This is a genomic window from Polymorphobacter sp., from assembly GCF_048007885.1.
GTDB lineage: Bacteria > Pseudomonadota > Alphaproteobacteria > Sphingomonadales > Sphingomonadaceae > Sandarakinorhabdus.
On sequence record NZ_CP180346.1, the window covers coordinates 279,133 to 300,831 of the forward strand.

The 21,699-nt window shown below is 62.9% G+C and carries 21 protein-coding genes and 3 pseudogenes; 9 read left to right on the forward strand and 15 right to left on the reverse strand.

Annotation, left to right across the window (positions count from 1 at the left end; genetic code table 11):
- Positions 1-21: 21 nt before the first annotated feature.
- The 3 genes from accC to aroQ are packed head-to-tail and all read right to left on the reverse strand — an operon-like array spanning position 22 to position 2,331.
- A complete protein-coding gene (gene accC, locus ACMVO5_RS01350; protein WP_416908301.1) occupies positions 22-1,371 on the reverse strand; it encodes an acetyl-CoA carboxylase biotin carboxylase subunit in 1,350 nt (449 codons plus the stop codon).
- On the reverse strand, positions 1,372-1,848 hold the full coding sequence (locus ACMVO5_RS01355) for an acetyl-CoA carboxylase biotin carboxyl carrier protein (protein ID WP_416908302.1): 477 nt from the start codon (positions 1,846-1,848) through the stop codon (positions 1,372-1,374).
- 45 nt (positions 1,849-1,893) lie between these two features.
- Complete coding sequence (aroQ, locus tag ACMVO5_RS01360) at positions 1,894-2,331, reverse strand: type II 3-dehydroquinate dehydratase (protein WP_416908303.1); 438 nt, start codon at positions 2,329-2,331, stop codon at positions 1,894-1,896.
- 57 nt (positions 2,332-2,388) lie between these two features.
- On the opposite strand from aroQ, the gene thiS reads away from it, so the two are divergent.
- Entirely contained in the window at positions 2,389-3,375 is a 987-nt protein-coding gene (gene thiS, locus ACMVO5_RS01365; protein ID WP_416908304.1) for a sulfur carrier protein ThiS, read from the forward strand.
- Here the strand turns inward: thiS and ACMVO5_RS01370 are convergent.
- From ACMVO5_RS01370 to ACMVO5_RS01400, 7 genes are read right to left on the reverse strand one after another with little or no spacing between them, the layout of a single operon-like run.
- The gene (locus ACMVO5_RS01370; protein ID WP_416908305.1) at positions 3,368-3,871 is read right to left on the reverse strand and encodes an RNA pyrophosphohydrolase; all 504 of its coding nucleotides are present in this window, start codon (positions 3,869-3,871) and stop codon (positions 3,368-3,370) included. The two genes, thiS and ACMVO5_RS01370, sit on opposite strands and share 8 nt — an antisense overlap.
- On the reverse strand, positions 3,868-4,821 hold the full coding sequence (locus ACMVO5_RS01375) for an alpha/beta hydrolase (RefSeq protein WP_416908306.1): 954 nt from the start codon (positions 4,819-4,821) through the stop codon (positions 3,868-3,870). The genes ACMVO5_RS01370 and ACMVO5_RS01375 overlap by 4 nt, the downstream gene beginning before the upstream one ends.
- 37 nt (positions 4,822-4,858) lie before the next feature.
- Entirely contained in the window at positions 4,859-5,506 is a 648-nt protein-coding gene (locus tag ACMVO5_RS01380; RefSeq protein ID WP_416908307.1) for an ABC-type transport auxiliary lipoprotein family protein, read from the reverse strand.
- Positions 5,503-6,459 (reverse strand): MlaD family protein, encoded by a 957-nt coding sequence (locus ACMVO5_RS01385; RefSeq protein ID WP_416908308.1) that lies wholly within the window; start codon positions 6,457-6,459, stop codon positions 5,503-5,505. Before ACMVO5_RS01385 ends, ACMVO5_RS01380 begins: the two co-directional genes overlap by 4 nt.
- Positions 6,459-7,292 carry an ABC transporter ATP-binding protein gene (locus ACMVO5_RS01390; RefSeq protein ID WP_416908309.1) on the reverse strand — a complete coding sequence of 278 codons (834 nt, stop codon included), beginning with the start codon at positions 7,290-7,292 and terminating at the stop codon, positions 6,459-6,461. Before ACMVO5_RS01390 ends, ACMVO5_RS01385 begins: the two co-directional genes overlap by 1 nt.
- Positions 7,293-7,299: 7 nt before the next feature.
- Positions 7,300-8,427, reverse strand: coding sequence for an ABC transporter permease (locus ACMVO5_RS01395; protein WP_416908310.1), 1,128 nt, complete (start codon positions 8,425-8,427; stop codon positions 7,300-7,302).
- 46 nt (positions 8,428-8,473) lie between these two features.
- Positions 8,474-9,163, reverse strand: coding sequence for an alternative oxidase (locus ACMVO5_RS01400; protein ID WP_416908311.1), 690 nt, complete (start codon positions 9,161-9,163; stop codon positions 8,474-8,476).
- Positions 9,164-9,216: 53 nt separating this feature from the next.
- Here ACMVO5_RS01400 and ACMVO5_RS01405 point away from each other — a divergent pair, with 53 nt between their 5' ends.
- On the forward strand, positions 9,217-9,951 hold the full coding sequence (locus ACMVO5_RS01405) for an HAD family hydrolase (RefSeq protein WP_416908312.1): 735 nt from the start codon (positions 9,217-9,219) through the stop codon (positions 9,949-9,951).
- Here ACMVO5_RS01405 and ACMVO5_RS01410 read toward each other — a convergent pair.
- From ACMVO5_RS01410 to acnA, 3 genes and pseudogenes are all read right to left on the reverse strand, one after another.
- Positions 9,948-10,040, reverse strand: a pseudogene (locus ACMVO5_RS01410) (PEPxxWA-CTERM sorting domain-containing protein); the annotation flags it as partial. The gene ACMVO5_RS01405 and the pseudogene ACMVO5_RS01410 sit on opposite strands and share 4 nt — an antisense overlap.
- A 489-nt stretch (positions 10,041-10,529) precedes the next feature.
- Positions 10,530-11,102 (reverse strand): annotated as a pseudogene (locus ACMVO5_RS01415) (trypsin-like serine protease); the annotation flags it as partial.
- A 102-nt stretch (positions 11,103-11,204) separates the two neighbouring features.
- On the reverse strand, positions 11,205-13,889 hold the full coding sequence (acnA, locus tag ACMVO5_RS01420; protein ID WP_416908313.1) for an aconitate hydratase AcnA: 2,685 nt from the start codon (positions 13,887-13,889) through the stop codon (positions 11,205-11,207).
- A 94-nt stretch (positions 13,890-13,983) separates the two neighbouring features.
- Here acnA and recR point away from each other — a divergent pair, with 94 nt between their 5' ends.
- From recR to ACMVO5_RS01435, 3 genes are all read left to right on the forward strand, one after another.
- Positions 13,984-14,580, forward strand: coding sequence for a recombination mediator RecR (gene recR / locus ACMVO5_RS01425; protein WP_416908314.1), 597 nt, complete (start codon positions 13,984-13,986; stop codon positions 14,578-14,580).
- A 31-nt stretch (positions 14,581-14,611) separates the two neighbouring features.
- Entirely contained in the window at positions 14,612-15,166 is a 555-nt protein-coding gene (gene def, locus ACMVO5_RS01430) for a peptide deformylase (protein ID WP_416908315.1), read from the forward strand.
- Positions 15,167-15,411: 245 nt separating this feature from the next.
- On the forward strand, positions 15,412-16,041 hold the full coding sequence (locus ACMVO5_RS01435) for a PEPxxWA-CTERM sorting domain-containing protein (RefSeq protein ID WP_416908316.1): 630 nt from the start codon (positions 15,412-15,414) through the stop codon (positions 16,039-16,041).
- Here ACMVO5_RS01435 and ACMVO5_RS01440 read toward each other — a convergent pair.
- Both ACMVO5_RS01440 and purF read right to left on the reverse strand, forming a co-directional pair.
- Positions 16,038-16,715, reverse strand: coding sequence for an SDR family NAD(P)-dependent oxidoreductase (locus ACMVO5_RS01440; RefSeq protein ID WP_416908317.1), 678 nt, complete (start codon positions 16,713-16,715; stop codon positions 16,038-16,040). The genes ACMVO5_RS01435 and ACMVO5_RS01440 overlap by 4 nt on opposite strands.
- Positions 16,716-16,724: 9 nt before the next feature.
- Positions 16,725-18,183, reverse strand: a pseudogene (gene purF, locus ACMVO5_RS01445) (amidophosphoribosyltransferase).
- Between the two features lie 100 nt (positions 18,184-18,283).
- Here purF and hisI point away from each other — a divergent pair.
- The 4 genes from hisI (at position 18,284) to ACMVO5_RS01465 (ending at position 21,672) form a co-directional block, all read left to right on the forward strand.
- A complete protein-coding gene (hisI, locus tag ACMVO5_RS01450; protein ID WP_416908318.1) occupies positions 18,284-18,649 on the forward strand; it encodes a phosphoribosyl-AMP cyclohydrolase in 366 nt (121 codons plus the stop codon).
- 269 nt (positions 18,650-18,918) lie between these two features.
- Entirely contained in the window at positions 18,919-19,365 is a 447-nt protein-coding gene (locus ACMVO5_RS01455; protein WP_416908319.1) for a winged helix DNA-binding protein, read from the forward strand.
- A gap of 63 nt (positions 19,366-19,428) precedes the next feature.
- Positions 19,429-19,875: a MerR family transcriptional regulator gene (locus ACMVO5_RS01460; RefSeq protein WP_416908320.1), complete on the forward strand. Its 447-nt coding sequence runs from the start codon at positions 19,429-19,431 to the stop codon at positions 19,873-19,875.
- 9 nt (positions 19,876-19,884) lie between these two features.
- Positions 19,885-21,672 (forward strand): acyl-CoA dehydrogenase C-terminal domain-containing protein, encoded by a 1,788-nt coding sequence (locus ACMVO5_RS01465; RefSeq protein ID WP_416908321.1) that lies wholly within the window; start codon positions 19,885-19,887, stop codon positions 21,670-21,672.
- Positions 21,673-21,699: the final 27 nt, after the last annotated feature.

Consider the following 21,699-nt stretch of genomic DNA (forward strand, 5'->3'; position numbering starts at 1 on the left):
GCTAGGGGCCCGCGCGGCGGCTCAGCTCGCGGCGCGCGAGGCAAGCCAGCGTTCGAGCCACTTGATCGAATACTCTCCCTTGATGAACTCGGGGTCTTCGATCAGCGCCTGATGAAGCGGGATCGTCGTCTTCGGGCCATGGATGACGAATTCCTCGAGCGCGCGGTGCAGGCGCATCAGGGCGTCGGTCCGATTGGCGCCGTAGACGATCAGCTTGGCGATCAGCGAATCGTAATAGGGCGGAATCCGGTAATTGTCATAAAGAGCGGAATCGACGCGAACATGCAGCCCGCCTGGCTGATGAAAGTCGGTCACCGTGCCGGGTGACGGCGCGAAGGTCACCGGGTCTTCGGCGTTGATGCGGCATTCGATGGCATGACCCTCGAAGCGAATGTCGTCCTGCGTGATCGACAGCGGCATGCCGGCTGCCACTCTGATTTGTTCGCGAACCAGGTCGATACCAGTGATCGCTTCGGTCACCGGATGCTCGACCTGAAGCCGTGTGTTCATCTCGATGAAGAAGAACTCTCCATTTTCGTAGAGAAACTCGATCGTGCCAGCGCCGCGATATTTCAGCTTGGCGATGGCCTGCCGAACGACTTCGCCCATTCGCGCCCGCTCTTCGGCGCTGAGCGCGGGCGACGGGGCCTCTTCAAGCACTTTCTGGTGCCGCCGTTGGAGCGAGCAGTCGCGCTCGCCCATGTGCACGGCGCCGCCCTTGCCATCGCCAAAGATCTGGAATTCGATATGGCGCGGCTCGGAAAGATATTTCTCCAGATAGACGGTGTCGTCGCCGAAGGCCGCCTTGGCCTCCTGCTTGGCCTGCGACACCAGGCCCGGCAATGACGCGGCATCGGGGATCACCTTCATGCCACGGCCTCCGCCGCCCGAAGCGGCCTTGACCAGCACGGGATATCCGATCGCCTCTGCTACCTCGAGCGCCTGCTCGGTGGACACAAGCGGCCCATCCGAACCGGGAACCAGCGGCAGGCCGAGCGCCGCGGCCGTTCGCTTGGCCTCGACCTTGTCGCCCATCTTGCGGATATGTTCGGGGTCTGGCCCGATCCAGACGATGTTATGCTCTTCGACGATCTCGGCGAATTTCGCATTCTCGGACAGGAAGCCGTAGCCGGGGTGGATTGCATCTGCCTGTGCCAGCTCGGCGGCCGAGATGATCGCCGGGATGTTAAGATAGCTGTCGGTTGCCGAGGGCGGCCCGATGCAGATGGCCTGATCCGCTAACCGGACATGCATGGCATCGGCATCGGCCGTGCTGTGCACTGCGACCGTGCTGATGCCCATTTCCCGGCACGCGCGGTGGACCCGAAGTGCGATCTCGCCCCGATTGGCGATCAAGACCTTCTTGAACATTTACTCGATCACCACCAGAGGCTGGTCATATTCTATCGGCTGTTCGGACTGCACGAGGATACGCTTGACCGTGCCACCCTTGGGCGCGGTGATCGGATTCATCACCTTCATGGCCTCGATGATCAGCAGCGTCGCGCCCGCCTCGACCTTGGCGCCTTCGCTGATGAACGGCGCAGAACCTGGTTCAGGGGTCAGATAGGCGGTACCCACGATCGGCGACTTCACAAGCCCCGGATGCACTTTCCAGTCATCAACGACGTCTGCTGCCGTTGTCGCGGCGGGCGCTGTCGCGGCGGCCGGTGCGGGCGCATAGGAGACCGTTGCGGCAGCCGAGATCACCCGCGCCACCCGGATCGACCGTTCACCGTCCTTGACCTCAATTTCGGTGAGATTGCCGGTATCGAGAAGCTCGGCCAGTTCGCGCACAAGGGCGCTGTCCACATCCATGCTTGTCTTGCTCTCGTCGCCTTTGGCCATAACCACCCCATGATTGCGCCGCGCGCCGCACGGCAAAGACCGTTGCTATTGCCGCAAGCGCGCAGCCGCGTCCAGCGCCAGCCAATAGGATGCGGCGCCAAAGCCGGCGATGACACCGCGCGCCACCGGCGCAATCCAGCTCTTGTGTCGAAATCGCTCGCGCGCATGTGGATTTGAGAGATGAACCTCGATGACGGGCACGGTGATGCTCTTGATCGCATCGTGCAGCGCAATCGAACTGTGCGTATAGGCGCCAGCATTGAGAATGACAGCCAGAGCGCCGCGCGAGGCGGCCTCGTGCAGCCAGTCGACCAAATGGCCTTCGTGGTTTGACTGACGAATATCGAGTGTCAGTCCGAGCGTGCTGGCCTGATCTTCCAGACGCCCGGCGATGTCATCGAGCGTGTCGGCGCCATAGATCTCCGGCTCGCGCGTGCCGAGCAGATTGAGGTTGGGGCCGTTCAAGACAAATACGAGATCCATCACCCTGCGATAGCGTTGCCGCTTGCCCGCTGCAATGGGTCCGGGCATTTGGGTGGCATGGCTCAGATCCTTCTCAATGGCGAACCACGCGAAATCGAAAGCGGCTGCACTGTTGCAGCGTTGTTGCGGACTCTCGACCTTGATGCCGCAAAGGTGGCGGTCGAGCGGAACCTCGAAATTGTCACCCGCTCGGCGTTCACCGAGACTGTGCTGGTGGATGGGGACCGCTTGGAAATCGTTCATTTCGTCGGCGGCGGCGAGGAGGACGCGTTCGACGACGGGGGCTGGGAGGTTGCTGGTCGCCGCTTTCGCTCGCGGCTGATCGTGGGCACCGGAAAGTACAAGGATTTCGCCCAGAATGCGGCAGCCGTCGAGGCATCGGGCGCCGAAATCGTGACGGTGGCTGTGCGGCGGGTGAATGTGACCGACCGCAAGGCGCCAATGCTCACCGATTTCATCGACCCCAAGCGTTTCACTTATCTGCCCAACACGGCGGGCTGTTTCACCGGCGATGAGGCAGTGCGGACCTTGCGCTTGGCGCGGGAGGCTGGCGGCTGGAACCTGGTGAAGCTTGAGGTGCTCGGCGAAGCGCGGACCCTCTATCCCGATATGGCAGAGACGCTCAGGGCGACCGAGATCCTCGTCAAGGACGGCTTTGATGTGATGGTCTATTGCGCCGATGACCCGATTGCCGCGCGGCGGCTTGAAGATCTGGGTGCGTGCGCGATCATGCCGCTTGGTTCGCTGATCGGATCCGGGCTTGGGATCCAGAACCCGGTGACGCTGCGCATGATCATCGAGGGGGCAAAGGTGCCGGTGCTCGTCGATGCCGGCGTGGGCACGGCGTCCGACGCGGCCGTGGCGATGGAGCTTGGCTGTGCGGGCGTGTTGATGAACACGGCCATTGCCGAGGCGAAAAATCCGGTGCTGATGGCGCGGGCGATGAAGCTGGCGGTGGAAAGCGGCCGCATGGCCTATCTGGCGGGGCGCATGGGCCGACGGCGCTATGCTGATCCGTCGAGCCCGCTTGCTGGGCTCATCTAGCCAGATCAGAGCCCAGCAGGGCCTGGATCACGTCTTCGTAGATCTGGCGCTTGAACGGCACGGCGAGGCTAGTCAGTCTTGCGGGCTGTTCCCAGCGCCAGGCCCTGAATTCGGGATGCGGGGTGTTGATGTTGATGTCAGTGTCGGCGCCGAGGAAATCCATGGTGAACCATTTCTGACGCTGGCCGCAATAGCGGCCCCGCCAGATGGTACCGATCATCTCATCGGGCAGATCATAATAATGCCAGTCCGGTGTGACGCCGGCGATGCGGGCGAAATGAGCCGGGACGCCGGTTTCCTCTTCCAGTTCGCGAAGCGCCGCCGCTTCGGGGCTTTCGCCCTCATCGATGCCGCCCTGTGGCATCTGCCAGGCTTCAAGTTTTGAATCGAGGCGCTGCCCGACGAAGATGAGCCCGACCGGATTGCGCAGCAACACACCGACGCCGGGCCGGTAGGGAAGTCCCGATTTATGCCGCCTTGGCTTGATGATGGTCATTCGGCGATGAGCGCCTTGAGGGCATCGATATTGCTGGCGAGGTCATCCTGTGCGCTGGGAATGCCGGCGCGCAGGGTGAGCGAGCCATGGATCTGGCCATCAGCTTCACGAAAGATGGTGCGAACACCGGCCTCGATCAGCCGCGCGGCATAGGCCCGCCCCTGATCGCGCAATGGGTCGAGGCCACAAGTGAAGACCAGCGTCGGCGGTTGGTTGTCGAGACTTTCGGCCATCATCGGCGAGGCCTGGGGGTGGCTGAAATGCGCCTCTTCGGTGATGTAATGGCCAATGAAGAAGTCCAATGACTCCTTGGTGAGCAGATAACCGTCACCAAAAGCCTCGATCGACCCGCTGCTGGCGGTCATGTCCGTGCCGGGATAGATGAGCCATTGTGCAATGATCGGCACCGGCAGCTTGCCATGGCGCTGCTGGCTGACCACCGCGGCGAGATTGCCCCCAGCACTGTCTCCGGCAAGAATGATGCCCGACACGGCATGGTCGATTTCGCCGGGCGAGCGCGCCAGCCACTCGGTCGCGGCCAGGCAGTCTTCAACGGCGGCGGGGAAGCGGTGTTCCGGCGCCAGGCGGTAATCCACCGAAACGACATCGATTTCGAGAAGCCGGGCGATTTCTGCGCAGGCGCTGTCATGCGTATCGAGATTGCCGATCACCCAGCCGCCGCCATGGAAATACATCAACACCGGGGCTGGATGCAGGAGGAGATTGGGGCGGTAGAGGCGGGCAGGGATAGCATGGCCATGGGGGCCCGCGATGGCCAGATCCCTGACATCCGCAAGTTCCCCGCGCGGCTGATCGAGCAGCTTGGACATTTCAACATACATCTGGCGCGCGACCGGCGGCTCGACTTCGTTCAACGCCGGACCGGGCTGGGCGGCAAGCATGGCGAGCAGCTTCTCCACATCAGGACGGACGAAAATTGGATCGGTCATCTTCAGTCTTTCTTTGGGACGGTCGAAAGATAGGTGCTCAGCGCAGGGTCGCACCTGCCCAATCTGCAAGGTCGGCGGCAAGGCGGTTGGTCGCGCGGGACAGGGCAGCGGCGACATCGGCCGGGGCTTCGCTGGCGGCTGGCTCGCTGGCCTCGAAGCGGCGAATGGCGAGTGGTCGTGGCTCGCCAGGACGCGCGAGCTGGGCGTCATAGCGAACCCGCACGACGCTGCGGCCGGGGGCGCGCACATCGAGGGTGAAATCGCGCAGGGTGCCAGACAGCGCGGCGTCGGGCCGGGCACTGGCCTGGCTTCGGTCGATGACCGCCATGCCGCGCGCGGCCAATGTATCGGAAAGCAGGCGCTGGACGAGGCGGCTTGGTGTTTCTGCCCAGCTCGCGGCTGACAGATACTGGATTTCATTGGCGTCGGTGCGCACGGCGAGACGCAATGTCTGCAACATGCTGGGCAGCTGCGGAAGTTCGACGGCGATGGTTGGGCCATTCAGCCGGCCAGCCCCTTCGGTTTCAACCGGAATCGCGTCGGCTTCGATCAGTAGAAGGGATTCGGCTGGCGGGCCCTTTGCGCCAATCTGAACGATGGGGCCGCATGATCCCAGCATCAGAATGCCGACCAGCAGGGGCATGAGACGGCGGGCACAAGGCGGATGAAGGGAAGCAGCAATCATTGGCGGGCCTTTTGCGGCTTGTAGCTTGGCAATTGCTTGCCGCCCGACAGGGCGCCGGCAGGGTCTTCCTCAAGACGCTGGGCAAGCACGGTAAGCTCAGCGGTCAACGCGCGGACTTCGCGGATCAGCTGGCTGGCTTCGGGAATGGTTTCGGCGGAAAGCTCCGCGACGCCGGGTGTGGCGGCGGCGGTCAGGGCCTCAATCCGGTCGAGGCTGGCACTGGCGCTGCGCAATGTCGTCGAAAGGTCCTTTGCCAGCGGGCCGGCATCTTCGCGCAGGAACCTGTCGGTGCTCCCCGCCACGGCCTCGACCTGCGCAAGGGCGCCGCTGGCTGCGGCGAGTGTTGTGCGTGCTTCTGCCAGCGTTGCCGTGATTTGCGGGCCATTGTCTGCGAGCGTGCCGGTGACATCACGGAGATTCGCCAATATCGCGGTCAGACTGTCCTTGTTCTGCTCGTCGAGAACATCGGCGAGGCGCTTGGCAACAAGGCTGACGTTCTTGAGAAGCTCCGGCGCGCTGGCCAGAAGCTCGCCGAGACCACCTGTCTTGGCGGGAATGACCGGGACGCCGTAAGGCCCCGGTTCAGTGAGCGGGGCCGCACCTGCCATGGCGCCCTCGAGTTCGATCTGGCTGACACCGGTGAATCCGACCCCCTCGATGATCGCTGTGGTGCCCTGCAGGATCGGCACCTCCTCATCGATGCGGATGCGGACACGAACCTGCTCGGGCGCGTCAGGCATCAGCCGGATCTCGCCGATCTTGCCGACGGGCACGCCGTTGAAGGCCACCGGCGAGCCGACCGCAAGCCCGTTCACTGCCTGGTTGAAGAGAATGTCATATTGTTTTTCCGGACCGCCGGAATAGCGTGACAACCAGAGCACCGCGCCGAACATGGCGATGGCAAGCGCGATGACAACCGCGCCAACGATCGCATAGTTGCTGCGGGTTTCCATCAGGCGACGCCCGCCAGGCCCGACTGAGCCGGCCGCACACCATCAAGGGCTGCACGGCCACGGGGACCGGAGAAATAATCCTGCACCCACGGGTGATCGAGCGCGCGAAGCTCAGGGATAGTGCCGACGGCGAGGACGTGTTTTTCAGCAAGCACAGCCACTCTGTCACATGTCGCGTGCAGCGTGTCGAGGTCATGGGTGATCAGAAACACGGTGAGATCGAGCGTATCGCGCAGGAAACGGACCAGCGTGTCGAATGCCGCTGCCGCGATCGGATCGAGGCCAGCGGTTGGCTCGTCGAGAAACAAAAGCACCGGATCGAGTGCCAACGCCCGCGCCAGACCGGCGCGCTTGCGCATGCCGCCAGACAGTTCGGAGGGGAAATTCTGCGCCGCGGTTTCGGGCAAGCCGACCATGCGCACCTTGAGCTTGGCGAAATCGTCCATCAGCTTTTGGGGCAGCTTGAGAAATTCGCGCATCGGCACCTGGATGTTTTCAGCGACCGTGAGCGAGGAAAACAGAGCCCCATCCTGAAAAAGCACGCCCCAGCGCCGGCGAAGGTCGCGAGCGGCCGCTGGGCCGAGCGCCTCCGGATCCTGGCCAAGCACTTCGATGCTGCCGGCCCGGTGGCGCTGGAGGCCGATGATGGCGCGCATCAGGACCGATTTGCCGGTGCCTGACCCGCCGACGACACCGAGAATCTCGCCGCGGGCAACATCGAGATCGAGATTTTCATGCACGGTCATGTCGCCGAAGCCCGTGACGAGCCCACGCACGCGAATTGCGGAATCGGCTTCGGGCGGCAGGATCGGGGAGAGCGCAGCAGGCGACATGGCTCAGTTATAACCCAGCGCCGAGAAGAAGACGGCGAAAAACGCATCGAGAACGATGACGACAAAAATCGATTTCGACGACGGCCCGCGTGGTGCGGGTGCCGACGGCCTCGGCGTTGCCGTGCACCTGAAAGCCCTGATAGCAACCCATGGTGGCGATCACGATGCCGAAGGCGGGTGCCTTGACGGTGCCAATGACGAAATCGGACATGGGGATGACTTCCTGCAGGCGCTGGACATAGGTGATGGGAGGCATGTCAAGCGAGACCCAGACGAACAGGCCACCGCCGAGCAGCGCCATGAACGTGCCAAAAAAGCCAATCAGCGTGAGCATCAGCGCCATGGCGAGAACACGCGGAATGACCAGCGCTTCGGCGGGTGACATGCCGATCGTTTCCATCGCATCGACTTCTTGGTGGAGTTTCATCGATCCGATCTGGGCAGCAAAGGCCGATGCCGAGCGGCCGGCGACCATGATCGCGGTCAGCAGGATGCCGAGCTCACGCGTCGTGGCGCGGCCGATCAGATTGACGGTGAAGATCTCGGCACCGAACTGGCGCAGCTGCACCGCGCCCTGCTGGGCGACCACTATGCCGACGAGAAACAACAGCAGGCCGACGATGCCGAGCGCATTGACGCCAATCTGCTCGCATTGATGGATGAAAGCATTGAAACGGAACTTCCTGCGGCCAATCAGTGTGTTGACAAGGACGATCATGGTCTGGCCGACGAACGCGAGAAAGCTGCCGGCATCGGCGACGGCCGAGATGGTTGCCTTGCCGATCCGCTCGAGGCGCGCCACGACATAGGATCTGGGCCGCTGGCGCAATGTCATCGGCGCATCGAGCCGACCGACCTCGGTGATCAGCCGGAGCGCATCCGCGCTTTCGCCGGCGAGCGTCACATCAATTCCTGCGGCCTGCCAGCGCTGCATTAGCCGATGAACAAGCAGCGCGCCGGCGGTGTCGATACGAGTGAGGGCGCCGAGATCGATGGTGAGATGCTGGCCGGCGGGGGACAGGGCGGCGAGATCGGCAGCGATGTGCTGGACATGGGCGATGGTCAGCCGTCCATGCAAGGCGATCTGGCGCGCATTGCCTTCAGTTTCGGGGGCAGAGAAGCCGAGCTGGGCCATGCCGGGATGAGTGCGGCATCAGCGCGGGCAGCGCAAGGGGGCGCGGTCAGGCAGCGAGCGAGTCGATGGGGGCCTTGGCGGGGTAGGGTGCCACACTCTCAAGATCAGCCGGTCGGCCACCGAGATCGTTGGCAAACTCGTGGTTGACGTCGCGGTGATGCGCTTCGTCCGCGCGCACGGCCAGAACCACATCGCGCAGGCGGGCATCTGCCGGCAGTTGCCAATAGGTGCGCGCGATCTCGGGTGCGGGCGTGTTCTCGACGCGGCCGGCGTCGATCTCGGCGAGATAGGCGGTGTAGCTGGTCACCGCCTCTTCCTCGAAATAGCCAACGACACGGTGAGCGGTGCGGGGGCTGACGACATAGAGGCTGAAAAAGCTCACATAGAAGAGCCATTGGACCGCGATGATCAGAAACCGTTCGAACGCCGATGGCTGGGCAACCTCGATGAAGGTCATCAGGTGCATGCGCTCATTCTCGGCTTCTTCCATCAGGATGCGGATCCAGCCGCGGTCGTTTTCCATCCGGCGCAGCGAGCGCAAATGGGTCATGGTGGCACCCACCATGCCGGGGACGGCAGCTACGGTCTCAAGCACAATCGCACGGTGCCCATAGCGCTTGGCGAAAAACTTGTCGGCAACGAAGCGCAGCGCCTTGGTGAAGGCGAGGGCGATCCGGTCGGAGATGCGCTCCGGCGTGAAGTGACGCCGGGAGTCGACAAAGGGGATGATGGACATGTCGCGTCTCGATCAGTTGATGCGTCGACGCGCACGTAAGGTGTGGGGGGCAATTGAACAAGGCGCGTAAATCGTCGCAGCTTGACCTTGGCCGGGCGCGCGGCGAGGGAAGCGGCATGGCGGTGAGCGTTTATGACATGGACCGGACGATCACCCGGGGCGGCACCTGGGGGGGATGGTTGCGGTTCTGGCTTCGCCGCGAAGCGCCATGGCGCATGATCATGCTGCCGCTGGTTGGTGTGGCGGCCCTCGCCTATGGTCTGGGCCTGATCGAGCGCGGGATGTTGAAGGCGTGGGTGCATCGTCTGTTGATGGGCGGACGGGTCTTGCGGTACCGCGTGGCGCGCGTGGCAGAGGATTATGCGCGGTTGGTGGTGGCGCACGGGTGTTTTGATGGAGCGCTGGCACAGATCGAGCGGGACCGGTCCGAAGGACGACGACTGGTCCTCGCGACAGCTTCCAACGCATATTATGCCGAAGCGATCGGCGCGGCACTGGGGTTCGATGCGGTGGTTGCAACGCCTTCGCGGCTTGATGGAGACTGGCTCGATTGGCGGCTGGGCGGCGCCAACAACTATGGGGCAGAGAAGGCGAGCCGGCTGAAGGGGGTTTTGGGAGCGGACGGGCGGTTCTATTCTGACCACCACTCCGATTTGCCGGTGTTCGAGATGGCGGGGGAGGCGGTGGCGGTCAATCCCACGGAGCCTCTGCGCGCGGTGGCTCTGCGGCGGGGCTGGCGCATCCTAGACTGGGGCGTTGTGGAGAAAAGCCTGTTCGAGCGGGCCTAGGCAAGGGCGCGGCGGCGGCGGAGGCTGCTGCCGACAAGGCCGAAACCGACGATCAGCATGGCCCAGCTTTCGGGCTCGGGAACAGCGGTTGCCAGCGCGATGAAGTCGCTGTGGATCCAGATCGGCACAAAACCGGAGAATTCGCCCCAGGATGCATTCAGCGAGCTATCGACATCTCCGAAGTTGGTGCCGAAGGTCAGGCCGTAGGAATTGATGGAGGCGAGCTTGCCGTTGATGAAGCCGGGGCCACCTGAATCGCCGGGGGCGATGCCGACTTCGCGGGCGCCAAGCCCTGTGTCGTCGAATGCGCTGGAGCCGAAGCTGCCGGCAATAAGGCCCGCAGCGTCATTTCCCTCGAGACCGTTGTCGAAATCGGAAATGAGGCTGAGCTCGACATCAGCGGTGCCAAAGAAGCCGTTGGTGAAAAATGTGCCGAAGGTCGGATCGCCCAAGTAGTAATCATAGACATTATCGCCTTCGCGCAGGAAGCCGGTCGTGGCATTGGGGCCGACTGCGCCGCCGATCGTCGACCGTTCGCCGTAGCCGGCAACGTTGAACTGGGTGCCGTTGAGGATGGGGTCTGTGTGGAGTTCGTAGCGCTGGACAAAGCCCGGTGCTGCTTGCGAGAGACGCAGGATCGCGATGTCATTCTGGTCGATGACTTCGCCCGTATAGTCCTGATGGACGAAATATTGCGAAATGGGGATGGCAACGCCTTCGGACTGCGACGCGGTGCGGATGGTGGGGTCGCCATTGTAGAAATAGGCCGTCGTATTGACCGGATTCGGGGTGCCGAAACCATCGCTTACGCAGTGCGCGGCGGTCGCGATCGACATGCCATTTCCGATCACGCTGCCCGAACAGATGAACGAGCCGTTGCCGCGGTCAATGACAAGGGCAACAGTGCCGCTCTTGTTGGATGAGGGAAAATAGACCGGGTCGCCGCCACCGACGCCGGCAGTCGCCGTCTGGCCCACGACCATGCTGCGCGCGGTGTAGGAGAGATCGCCGCGCTGCCCCGTCTGCACCTTCACGGGAGCATTCCGGTTGGCGGTTTCGAACCCGAAACTCTGGACCGAATTGATCTGCTCGATTGCGGCTGCGGGCGCGGCCGAAACGAGGGCAGTCAATGCCAATATCGAAACACGCATGCCAGCCCCCTTGCACCTGTGGGCAAGGGTTAGGGTTGGCGCATCCGCATTGCTACCAAGAAATCGTTAATGGCCGGCGCGTTTCCGAAGGGGATTACCCGTTCACGCTGCGAGTTTGCGCAGGACGTAGGGCAGGATGCCACCGGCGTGGAAATATTCCAGCTCCTGCTCGGTATCGATGCGGGCGCGGGCGGTGAACGACCCGGAACTGCCATCAGCGCGGATGAAATGAACGGTGACCAGCTGGCGCGGCTGGATGTCGGCGACATTCTCGATGTCGAACAGCTCGTCGCCGGTCAACCCGATGCTCTGCCGCGAGGTGCCTTCGGCGAATTCAAGCGCGAGCACGCCCATGCCGATCAGGTTGGAGCGGTGAATGCGCTCGAAGCTTTCGGCAATGACGGCGCGCACGCCCAGAAGCATTGTGCCTTTGGCGGCCCAGTCGCGCGAGGAGCCGGTGCCATATTCCTTGCCGGCGATAACGACCAGCGGTGTGCCCTCGGCCTTGTATTTCATCGCCGCGTCATAAATGGGCAGCTTCTCGCCCGAGGGGATGTGGCGGGTGATACCGCCTTCGATGCCCGGCACCATTTCGTTCTTGATGCGGATATTGGCGAAGGTGCCGCGCATCATCACCTCATGGTTGCCGCGGCGCGCGCCGTAGCTGTTGAACTCGGCCCGGGCGACCTGGCGCTCGGAGAGATAGCTGCCGGCGGGCGAGGCCTCCTTGATCGAGCCGGCGGGCGAAATGTGATCGGTGGTGATCGAATCGCCGAAGCTGGCCAGCGCGCGGGCGCGGTGAATGTCCTTCACCGGCGCGGGCGTCATGGTCATGCCTTCGAAATAGGGCGGGTTCTGGACATAGGTGGAGCTGGCGTTCCACTTGTACGTGGCGCCGCCCTCGACCTTGATCGCCTGCCAGCGGGCATCGCCCTCGAAGACATTGGCATAGCGGGCTTCGAACGCGCTCGCCGTAACCGAGCTCAGCACGGTTTCAGCGACTTCCTGGTTGCTGGGCCAGATGTCCTTGAGGAACACCGGCTGGCCGCTGCTGCCTTCGCCGATGGGGTCGGTGGACAGGTTCTTTCGCATGGTACCAGCGAGCGCATAGGCGACGACAAGCGGCGGGCTGGCGAGATAATTTGCGCGGACATCGGGCGAAACACGGCCTTCGAAATTGCGGTTGCCGCTGAGCACGCTGGCAGCGACGATGTCATTGCCGTTGATCGCCTTGCTGATCGGCTCTGCGAGCGGGCCGGAATTGCCGATGCAGGTCGTGCAGCCATAGCCGACGAGGTTGAAGCCGATGGCGTTGAGATCGTCCTGAAGGCCGGACTTCTCCAGATAATCAGTGACGACCTTGGAGCCCGGCGCGAGGCTGGTTTTGACCCACGGCTGCGACTTGAGGCCGAGCGCTCGGGCCTTTCTGGCAACAAGGCCGGCTGCGACAAGCACATTGGGATTGGAGGTGTTGGTGCAGCTGGTGATGGCGGCGATGACGACGTCGCCATGGCCGATGCCGTGGTTGGCGCCCTCGACCGGCACCCGCACATCCATGCGCTCGGCCTGCTTGTAGCCGCCGGCGAGCTCCGCTTCGAACGCCTTTTTGGCGTCGGCGAGCAGCACCTTGTCCTGCGGGCGGCGCGGGCCGGCGAGGCTGGGCTGAACGGTGGAAAGGTCAAGGCCAAGCGTATCGGTGAACACAGGGTCGGGTGTGGTGCTTTCGCGCCACAGGCCCTGGGCGCGGCAATAGGCTTCGACGAGCGCGCACGTGGCATCATCGCGGCCAGTCAGGCGCATATAGTCGATGGTCTTCGAATCGATGGGGAAAAAGCCGCAGGTGGCACCATATTCGGGCGCCATGTTGGCGATGGTGGCACGGTCGGCCAGTGTCAGCGCGTCAAGGCCGGGACCGTAGAACTCGACGAAACGGCCAACCACGCCGTGCGCGCGCAGCATCTGGGTGACAGTGAGCACGAGGTCGGTAGCAGTGATGCCTTCGGCGAGCGTGCCCGTGAGCTTGAAACCGACCACCTCGGGGATCAGCATCGAGACGGGCTGACCAAGCATTGCGGCCTCGGCCTCGATACCGCCGACGCCCCAGCCGAGCACGCCGAGACCGTTGATCATGGTGGTGTGACTGTCGGTGCCGACAACAGTGTCGGGGTAGGCGACGGTCGCGCCCGAGGGGTCCTCCGAGGTCCAGACCGCCTTGGCGAGATATTCGAGGTTCACCTGATGGCAGATGCCGGTGCCCGGCGGCACGACCCGGAAGCCCTTGAGCGCCGATGAGCCCCAGCGCAGAAACTCGTAACGCTCGATGTTGCGGGCATATTCGAGGTCCATATTGTCCTCGAAGGCCGTGGCATTGCCGAACTCGTCGACCATGACGGAATGGTCGATCACCAGATCGACCGGGACCTGCGGGTTGATCTTCTGCGGGTCGCCACCGAGCTTGGTCATGGCATCGCGCATGGCGGCGAGGTCGACGACGCAGGGCACGCCGGTAAAGTCCTGCATCAGCACCCGGGCCGGGCGATAGTTGATCTCGTGCGTGGAGCGCTGGGTCTGGGCCCAGGCGACCATGGCTTCCAGATCGGCGCGCGTGACGCTGCTGCCGTCTTCGAAACGGAGCAGATTCTCGAACAGGACCTTCATCGAATAGGGCAAAGTGTCGATCGGACCGAGCGCCTCGGCGGCGGCAGGCAGGCTGTAATAATGGACGGTCTTGCCGTCCACGGTGAGGCTGCGGCGGGTCTTGAGGCTGTCCTGGCCGATGGCGGTCATGCGATGGTCCTTCTCTTGATGGCGACTGCTTAGCGCATGGGACCGAGCGCGGGAAGGCGTTGCGGGGCGATATTTGCGGTGGCAATGGAGGGGGATGGCATCACGGGACATTGAGGCGCTGACGCAGATTCTGGCGCGGCTGCCGGGGCTGGGGCCGCGGTCGGCGCGGCGCGTTGTCCTGCATCTGCTGAAGAAGCGCGAAACGGCACTGGCGCCGCTCTTGGCAGCGCTTGCCGATGTCGAGGCGCGGCTTGTCACCTGCGGGGTCTGCGGGAACGTCGACACCAGTGATCCATGCGGCATCTGTGCTGACAGCAGGCGTGATCCGTCGCTGCTTTGCGTGGTCGAGGAGGTTGCCGATCTTTGGGCGCTCGATGGAAAGCGGCTGTTTGCCGGCCGCTTTCATGTGCTTGGCGGCAGGCTGTCGGCGCTGGACGGTGTGGGGCCTGAAGACCTGAGCGTGGATGCGCTGGTGGCGCGGGTGCGGCGAGACGGCTTTGCCGAGGTCGTGCTGGCGATGAATGCGACGCTCGAAGGACAGACGACGATGCATTATCTGGCCGAGCGTCTGGCTGATTCGGGCGCGCGCGTAACGATGCTGGCCCATGGCCTGCCTGTGGGCGGCGAGCTCGATTACATGGACGAGGGGACGCTGGCGCTGGCGCTCAGAGCGCGGCGGCCGGTTGCTTGATTTCGCGCTGGTTCGTGATTAGCTGATGGCCATGGCCATTCTTCCCATCATCGAGGCGCCTGATGCGCGGTTGCGGACGATCTCCAAGCCCGTGGAGACCTTGACGGACGATCACCGCACGCTGATCGCCGACATGTTCGAGACTATGTATGACGCGCCGGGGATCGGGCTAGCGGCGGTTCAGGTCGGTGTGGCCGAGCGCATTCTCGTCATTGATCTTCAGCGACCCAAGGAGCCGGTCACCGAGGACAGCGACCCGGAGACGATCGAATATGTGCGGGAGCCGCGCGTGTTCATCAACCCGGAGATCATATGGGCTTCGGACGAGCTTTCGGTTTATTCCGAAGGCTGTCTGTCCGTGCCCGAGCAATTCGCCGATGTCGACCGGCCGGCGCGGGTCAGGGCGCGCTGGATGGACGAGGCCGGCGTGGTGCAGGAGGCCGAGATGGACGGCCTTCTGGCGACCTGCCTGCAGCATGAGATGGACCATCTGAACGGCGTGCTGTTCATTGATCATCTGAGCAAATTGAAGCGCGACATGGTTTTGAAGAAGCTGGAAAAGGCTCGCCGCGCCAAGGCGGCTTGAGCCCGTGCGCTTTCGGTGGCTCTGGCGCATCCGGAACGGATTCTGGAAATGGTGGTATGACCGATCGGCACCTCGCTGGACGCGATGGGCAGGTCTCGGTCTCGGCACGACCGTCGTGGTGGCTCTGGGACTTGCCATGCTGGGCTAGCATGGAAGGCTGACGGAAGACTTTATTTTACATTAACATATCTGGACTGTCGGACTGCGCTCTCGTATCCGCACGTCGAATTGGTCTGGAGTGTTTGGTGATGAAGCGGTTCTGCTGTGTTCTTGGTTTGGCATTTCTCGCCGTCGCCCCGGCGCAGGCTGTTGTTGTGACAGGGAGTCTGACCGGCGGAACCGCACTGAGCAACGGTGGCGTGTTTCAGATCGTGACACCCGGCCCCGGTTTCACTGTTGGCGGAAATGACTTCGGCGATAACAACGTTCGGGCTTTCAACGAGCAGCAGGGCGTGACGCTTCTGACCGATCTAGCTGTTCGTGGCGGCGTGATCGCAGCCGGTACGCGGGTCAATAGTCATTTTCTCGTGTTCGATCCCTCGACAAGCCGGCGCGCGATCGGTTCGGTGACGCTGAGCGAGCGAATCCTTGGTGTTGCCACAACCCGCAATCTTTTGAACGGGAGCAACTTCCTCGGCTTGTCCCAGGTCACCTACAATTTTGGCAATTCAAGCGGCCTCGAGGGCAATGATATCGTCACTTTTGCCGGCGATATGCTTTCATTCGACCTGAGCGCTTCAAGCCCGAGTGACTCGATCCGCATCCTGACCGCTGTGCCGGAGCCGGCGAGTTGGACAATGCTGATCGCGGGTTTTGGTCTGGTTGGTGCAGCGGCACGGCGGCGCCGGACTGCAGAGCCGCACGTGATCGCTTAACGAGGGCTATCGATTGCGGTGAGGATCTTCGCCGCGACCTCTTCCGGCGGCTTGACGCCTGCGGGATCTTCGCCTGGGAAAGCGCGGGCGCGCATGGCGGTTCTGGTGGCGCCGGGATCTATGATGTGGGTGCGGATGGCGCTGACCGGCGCGGTTTCAAGCGCATAGGTGGCGATGAGGTTTTCAAGTCCGGCCTTGCTGGCGGCATAGGCGCCCCAATAGGCACGGGGCTGGCTGCCGACGGATGATGTGAGGGCCACCACTTCGGCAGCGCCGGCCCGGCGCAGCAGCGGGTCAAGCGCGCGGATCAGGTGCCAGTTCGCGGTGAGGTTGACGGCGAGCACACGGTCCCAGTCCTTGGTGTCGATGTGGGGAACCGGGGCGAGGCTGCCGAGCTGTGCTGCGTTCAGAACCAGAACGTCAAGGCGGCCCCAGCGGCCGGCAAGGGCAGCCGCAAGACGCTCGATGGCGGGATTGTCGGTGAGGTCGAACGGCGCGATGGTGGCGGTGCCGCCCGCTTCGGCGATGGCATCATCGACGGTTTCAAGATCCTTGTCCTTGCGGGCGGTGATGATGACATGGTGCCCGGCCCGGGCGAGGGCGACGGCGGTGGCGGCGCCAATGCCCCGGCTGGCGCCGGTCACAAGGGCGAGGGGCTTGTCGGTAATGGTCATGAAAATGGCCTAGATTACGCGCTCGGCGAGCAGGCTGAGCTGGTCGGGGATCTCGATGTCTTCCTGGTCGGTGAGACGGGTGGGGTAATCACCGGTGAAGCAGGCGTCGCAGAATTGCGGGGCCTGTTCAAGGCGCGATTCTTCGCCCAGTGCGCGGTAAAGGCCGTCGGTGGACAGGAAGGCGAGGCTGTCAGCCTTGATATAGGCGCACATGCGCTCGACATCCATCTGGGCGGCGAGCAGCTTCGAGCGCTCTGGCGTGTCGACGCCATAATAGCAGCTGTGGCGCGTTGGCGGGCTGGCGATGCGCATGTGGATCTCGGCCGCACCGGCTTCGCGGAGCATTTGCACGATCTTGTGGGAGGTGGTGCCGCGCACGATTGAATCGTCGATGAGAACGATGCGCTTGCCCTCGATCATCGCGCGGTTGGCATTGTGCTTGAGCTTGACGCCGAGGTTGCGAATCTGGTCGCCCGGCTGGATGAAGGTGCGGCCGACATAGTGCGAGCGGATGATGCCGAGCTCGAAGGGAATGCCGCTTTCCTGCGCATAGCCGATGGCGGCCGGGGTGCCTGAATCGGGGACGGGGACGACCATATCGGCTTCGACGGGCGTTTCGCGCGCCAGTTCGGCCCCGATCGCCTTGCGCACCTGATAGACCGACGAGCCGTCGACCATGGAGTTCGGGGCGGCTGAAGTAGACATGCTCGAAAATGCACGGCCGCGGGCGATGCTCGGCGAAGGGGCGGATGGAGCGAAGGCCGCCAGCCGAGATGATGATGAGCTCGCCCGGCTCGACGGCGCGCATGAAGGTGGCGCCGACGACATCAAGGGCGACCGTCTCGGAGGCGAGAATATAGCTTTCGCCAAGCCGGCCGAGCACCAGTGGGCGGATGCCGAGCGGATCGCGGCAGGCCAGCATGCCTTCGGGCGTCAGGCAGATCAGGCTATAGGCCCCTTCGACCCGCTTGAGCGCGTCGATGAAGCGATCAAGGAGCGTGCGATAGCTGGACGTGGCGACGAGGTGGATGATGACTTCGGTGTCGGATGTTGACTGGAAGATGGCGCCCTTGCGCACCAGCTCGCGCTTCAAGGTCATCGCATTGGAAATATTGCCGTTGTGCGCCACCGCAAAGCCACCTGAGGCGAGATCGGCATAAAGCGGCTGGACGTTGCGCAGCGCCGTTTCACCCGTGGTGGAATAGCGATTATGACCAATGGCGACATCGCCGCGCAACTTGCGGATGATCTCGTCCGAATCGAAATTGCCGGCGACATGGCCCATGGCCCGGTGGGTGTGAAATTCGGCGCCGTCGAAGGTCGTGATTCCGGCAGCTTCCTGGCCACGGTGTTGCAGGGCGTGAAGGCCAAGTGCAGTGACGGCAGCAGCACCCGATGCGCCCCAAACGCCGAACACGCCGCATTCTTCATGGAGATGATCATCTTCCCACGGATCGGTGGTGAGCATGGTGTCCATGGTGCGTGGTGCCTCGCCAGCGGCTGCGTTGCCGTGCATATAAGAGCCGTGCCGGGCTTTGTCGCCCCCCTTTGCGTTATGGAACTGTCATATGTCTGAAGATCGGGAAACGGGGACGGCCTTGCAGCCCCGATGGGACGCAGCCGGACTGGTGACCGCAGTCGTCACCGATGTCGCAACGGGCGAATTGCTGATGGTCGCGCACATGAATGCCGAGGCGCTGGCTGCGACGCTGGAACGCGGCGAGGCCGTGTTCTGGAGCCGCTCGCGCCAGGAAATCTGGCGCAAGGGCGCGACATCGGGCCATGTCCAGAAGCTGGTCGAGATGCGGATCGATTGCGATCAGGACGCCGTCTGGCTGAAGGTGCAGCCGGCTGGTCCAGCATGCCATACCGGCGCCCGAAGCTGCTTCTATCGGCTGGTCGAACGAGACGGCAGGTTGATCTCAGAACCCTGAAATGGCATATCTCGTGAACTGATCGAGCTTTCTTTTAATAATATGAAATTCGAACGGTCGGTATTTCGCGATTCATTCGGTGTAATATTTTACGCGTTATGTGCGCATTGAGATTTGTTCATTAATTTTTGAGTTAGATTTTTTTAGTATGTGTAGTAGTAAATGTGAGATCGAGCATATTAATGTTCAAAAATCGGAAGAAAACATTTCTGAATTATTGGCGACCATTGCGAGGCAAGGCCAGCAGCTGAGAATTCTTGCGAAAGCGGGTGCATGATATCCAGTCGCTGCTGGAAACGCCCGAGCCGGAGGAAAAGGCAGTTTCGGCCGCAAACCGTCCGGATGTTTCAATCGAACATCTGATTGATCGGATCGAGATCATGATCAAGACGCGCGCCATGCGAGCAGCGCATCTTCAGCATGTCGAATTCGGGGAAGCGCCGTGGGACATGTTGCTTGACCTGACGGTCGCTCGATACCGGTCGCGCCGGACATCGGTTTCCAGTCTTTGCATCGCGGCCGGGGTGCCGACAACAACTGCACTTCGCTGCTTGAAGTCGCTCATTGATGGCGGGATTGTTGAGCGCGTGCCTGATCCCGGCGACCGGCGACGCTCCTTTGTCTCGATCGGCGATGAAGCATATGCGGATATGATCGCACTTGCCCGGGCGGTCATTCAACACGAGCAGCGACGCAAAGGCGACAATCGGCGATGAGCGACGGCGCCTGCGATCGTCCTGCAGCTTGACGCTTACGTAAGCGTCAACTAAAGTTTCTTCATGAGTGATCAAGTCCATAGCTTTTCGATCGTGCCTGCGCTTGCCCTGCACGAAGGCGCCGAGAGTTTCACGATCACCGAGCTTGCGCTGGCCTTCAACGTGACGCCTCGGGCAATTCGGCTCTATGAGGATCAGGGGCTGATCTCGCCAGAGCGAGTGGGGCAAAACCGAGTCTATTCGCGGCGAGACCGCGCCCGGCTGGCCTGGATCCTGCGCGCCAAGAATGTCGGGTTTTCGCTGGCCGAGATCCGCGAGATGATCGACCTTTATGATCTTGGCGATGGGCGCGCCAAACAGCGCGAAGTCACGCTGGAGAAGTGCCGCGCTCGGATTGCCGCGCTTGAGGAGCAGCGCGCCGATATCGATGCGACCATCGAGGAATTGCAAAACTTCTGTGCTGTGGTGGAAGGCATGATCGCCTCGCCGCCGTCCGCTGCCAGAAAATAGGAGAGTTCGATGCCATTCTACCAGGCGCCGGTGCGAGACACGCAGTTTGTGCTCTCGAATGTGGTCGGGCTTGAGCGTTATGCCAATCTGCCGGGCTTTGCCGAGGCGACGCCGGACATGGTGGCGGCCGTGCTCGAAGCGGGCGGAAAATTCTGCTCGGAAGTGCTGGCGCCGCTCAATCTTCCCGGCGACATTGAGGGCTGCACCCGCCATGCCGATGGCTCGGTGACGACGCCCAAGGGCTTCAAATCAGCCTATGACCAGTTTTGTGAAGGCGGCTGGGGCACGCTGATGGCCGACACGGCCTGGGGCGGGCAGGGGCTGCCCTATGTGGTTGGCACGGCCTTTCAGGAGTATCTCCAGTCGGCCAACATGGCGTTTGCCATGTATCCCGGCCTGTCCGAGGGTGCGCAGGCGGCCATTGAGGCGGTTGGTGACGAAGCGCAGAAAGCCAAGTGGCTGCCGCCGATGGTTGCGGGGCGCTGGACCGGCACGATGAACCTGACCGAACCGCACTGCGGGACCGATCTGGGGCTGATCCGCACCCGGGCGGTGAGGAATGACGATGGATCCTATGCGATCACGGGGACGAAGATCTTCATTTCTGCCGGGGAACACGACCTGGCCGAGAATATCGTGCATCTGGTGCTGGCCAAGACCGAGGGCGCGCCCGATACGGTCAAGGGCATTTCGCTGTTCATTGTGCCCAAGTTTCTGGTCGGTGACGATGGTTCGCTGGGCGCGCGCAACGCCGTTTCCTGCGGGTCGATCGAGCACAAGATGGGCATTCATGCCAATGCCACCTGCGTCATGAACTATGACGGCGCGGTCGGCTACATGCTGGGCGAGGAGTTCAAGGGGCTGAAGGCGATGTTCATCATGATGAACGCTGCGCGGCTCGGGGTGGGGGTGCAGGGCCTGGCGCAGGGCGAGGTCGCCTATCAGAACGCGGTTGCCTATGCGCGCGACCGGCGGCAGGGTCGGGCGCTTTCGGGCGCCAAGGAGCCCGAAGCAAAGGCGGACCCCATTCTGGTGCATCCCGATGTGCGGCGCATGCTGATGGATGGGCGCGCCTTCAATGAGGGCGCGCGGGCGCTGATCCTCTGGGGTGCGCTTCAGGTCGATTTGGCGAAGAAGGCGGCGACGCCGGAGGAGCGCGAGATGGCGGATGATCTGATCTCGCTGCTCACCCCGGTGATCAAGGGCTATTGCACTGACAAGGGGCTGGATGTGGCGGTGGCCAGCCAGCAGGTGTTTGGCGGCCATGGCTATGTGCGGGAATGGGGGATGGAGCAGTTCGTTCGCGATGCCCGCATCGCCCAGATCTATGAGGGCACCAACGGCATTCAGGCGCTCGATCTTGTGGGTCGCAAGCTGGCGATGAACGGCGGGCGCGGCTTGCGCGCGTGGCTGGCGCTGGTGAAGGGTGAGATTGCCGTTGCCGATGATGCGGCGCTGGCTTTTCTCAAGTCCCCGCTCGAAAAGGCGCTGGGTGACCTTGAAGCTTCGACGATGTGGCTGATGTCGAACGCCATGGGCAATCCTGATGAGGCCGGCGCGGGTTCGGTTGCTTATCTTCACATGATGGGCATCGTGGCGCTGGGTCATATGTGGCTGGTGATGGCGGGCGCGGCGCAGGCGGCGCTGGCGGCGGGCGAGGATGTGGCCTTTCATGAGGCCAAGCTGGTGACGGCGCGCTATTATGCGGAGCGATTTTTGCCGGATACGGCGGCGCTGAGGGCGCGGCTGGAAGCGGGAAGTGCTACAATGATGGCGATGCCCGCCGAGGCATTCTGATTTTGCGGCCATAACGGAAAACTTGGG

What these genes read in the sequence shown, in the direction of transcription:
- accC (WP_416908301.1), bottom strand. Translation starts at nt 1,371, where the DNA reads ATGTTCAAGAAGGTCTTGATCGCCAATCGGGGCGAGATCGCACTTCGG.
- ACMVO5_RS01355 (WP_416908302.1), bottom strand. Translation starts at nt 1,848, where the DNA reads ATGGCCAAAGGCGACGAGAGCAAGACAAGCATGGATGTGGACAGCGCC.
- aroQ (WP_416908303.1), bottom strand. Translation starts at nt 2,331, where the DNA reads ATGGATCTCGTATTTGTCTTGAACGGCCCCAACCTCAATCTGCTCGGC.
- thiS (WP_416908304.1), top strand. Translation starts at nt 2,389, where the DNA reads ATGGCTCAGATCCTTCTCAATGGCGAACCACGCGAAATCGAAAGCGGC.
- ACMVO5_RS01370 (WP_416908305.1), bottom strand. Translation starts at nt 3,871, where the DNA reads ATGACCATCATCAAGCCAAGGCGGCATAAATCGGGACTTCCCTACCGG.
- ACMVO5_RS01375 (WP_416908306.1), bottom strand. Translation starts at nt 4,821, where the DNA reads ATGACCGATCCAATTTTCGTCCGTCCTGATGTGGAGAAGCTGCTCGCC.
- ACMVO5_RS01380 (WP_416908307.1), bottom strand. Translation starts at nt 5,506, where the DNA reads ATGATTGCTGCTTCCCTTCATCCGCCTTGTGCCCGCCGTCTCATGCCC.
- ACMVO5_RS01385 (WP_416908308.1), bottom strand. Translation starts at nt 6,459, where the DNA reads ATGGAAACCCGCAGCAACTATGCGATCGTTGGCGCGGTTGTCATCGCG.
- ACMVO5_RS01390 (WP_416908309.1), bottom strand. Translation starts at nt 7,292, where the DNA reads ATGTCGCCTGCTGCGCTCTCCCCGATCCTGCCGCCCGAAGCCGATTCC.
- ACMVO5_RS01395 (WP_416908310.1), bottom strand. Translation starts at nt 8,427, where the DNA reads ATGGCCCAGCTCGGCTTCTCTGCCCCCGAAACTGAAGGCAATGCGCGC.
- ACMVO5_RS01400 (WP_416908311.1), bottom strand. Translation starts at nt 9,163, where the DNA reads ATGTCCATCATCCCCTTTGTCGACTCCCGGCGTCACTTCACGCCGGAG.
- acnA (WP_416908313.1), bottom strand. Translation starts at nt 13,889, where the DNA reads ATGACCGCCATCGGCCAGGACAGCCTCAAGACCCGCCGCAGCCTCACC.
- recR (WP_416908314.1), top strand. Translation starts at nt 13,984, where the DNA reads ATGGCATCACGGGACATTGAGGCGCTGACGCAGATTCTGGCGCGGCTG.
- def (WP_416908315.1), top strand. Translation starts at nt 14,612, where the DNA reads ATGGCCATTCTTCCCATCATCGAGGCGCCTGATGCGCGGTTGCGGACG.
- ACMVO5_RS01440 (WP_416908317.1), bottom strand. Translation starts at nt 16,715, where the DNA reads ATGACCATTACCGACAAGCCCCTCGCCCTTGTGACCGGCGCCAGCCGG.
- hisI (WP_416908318.1), top strand. Translation starts at nt 18,284, where the DNA reads ATGTCTGAAGATCGGGAAACGGGGACGGCCTTGCAGCCCCGATGGGAC.
- ACMVO5_RS01460 (WP_416908320.1), top strand. Translation starts at nt 19,429, where the DNA reads ATGAGTGATCAAGTCCATAGCTTTTCGATCGTGCCTGCGCTTGCCCTG.
- ACMVO5_RS01465 (WP_416908321.1), top strand. Translation starts at nt 19,885, where the DNA reads ATGCCATTCTACCAGGCGCCGGTGCGAGACACGCAGTTTGTGCTCTCG.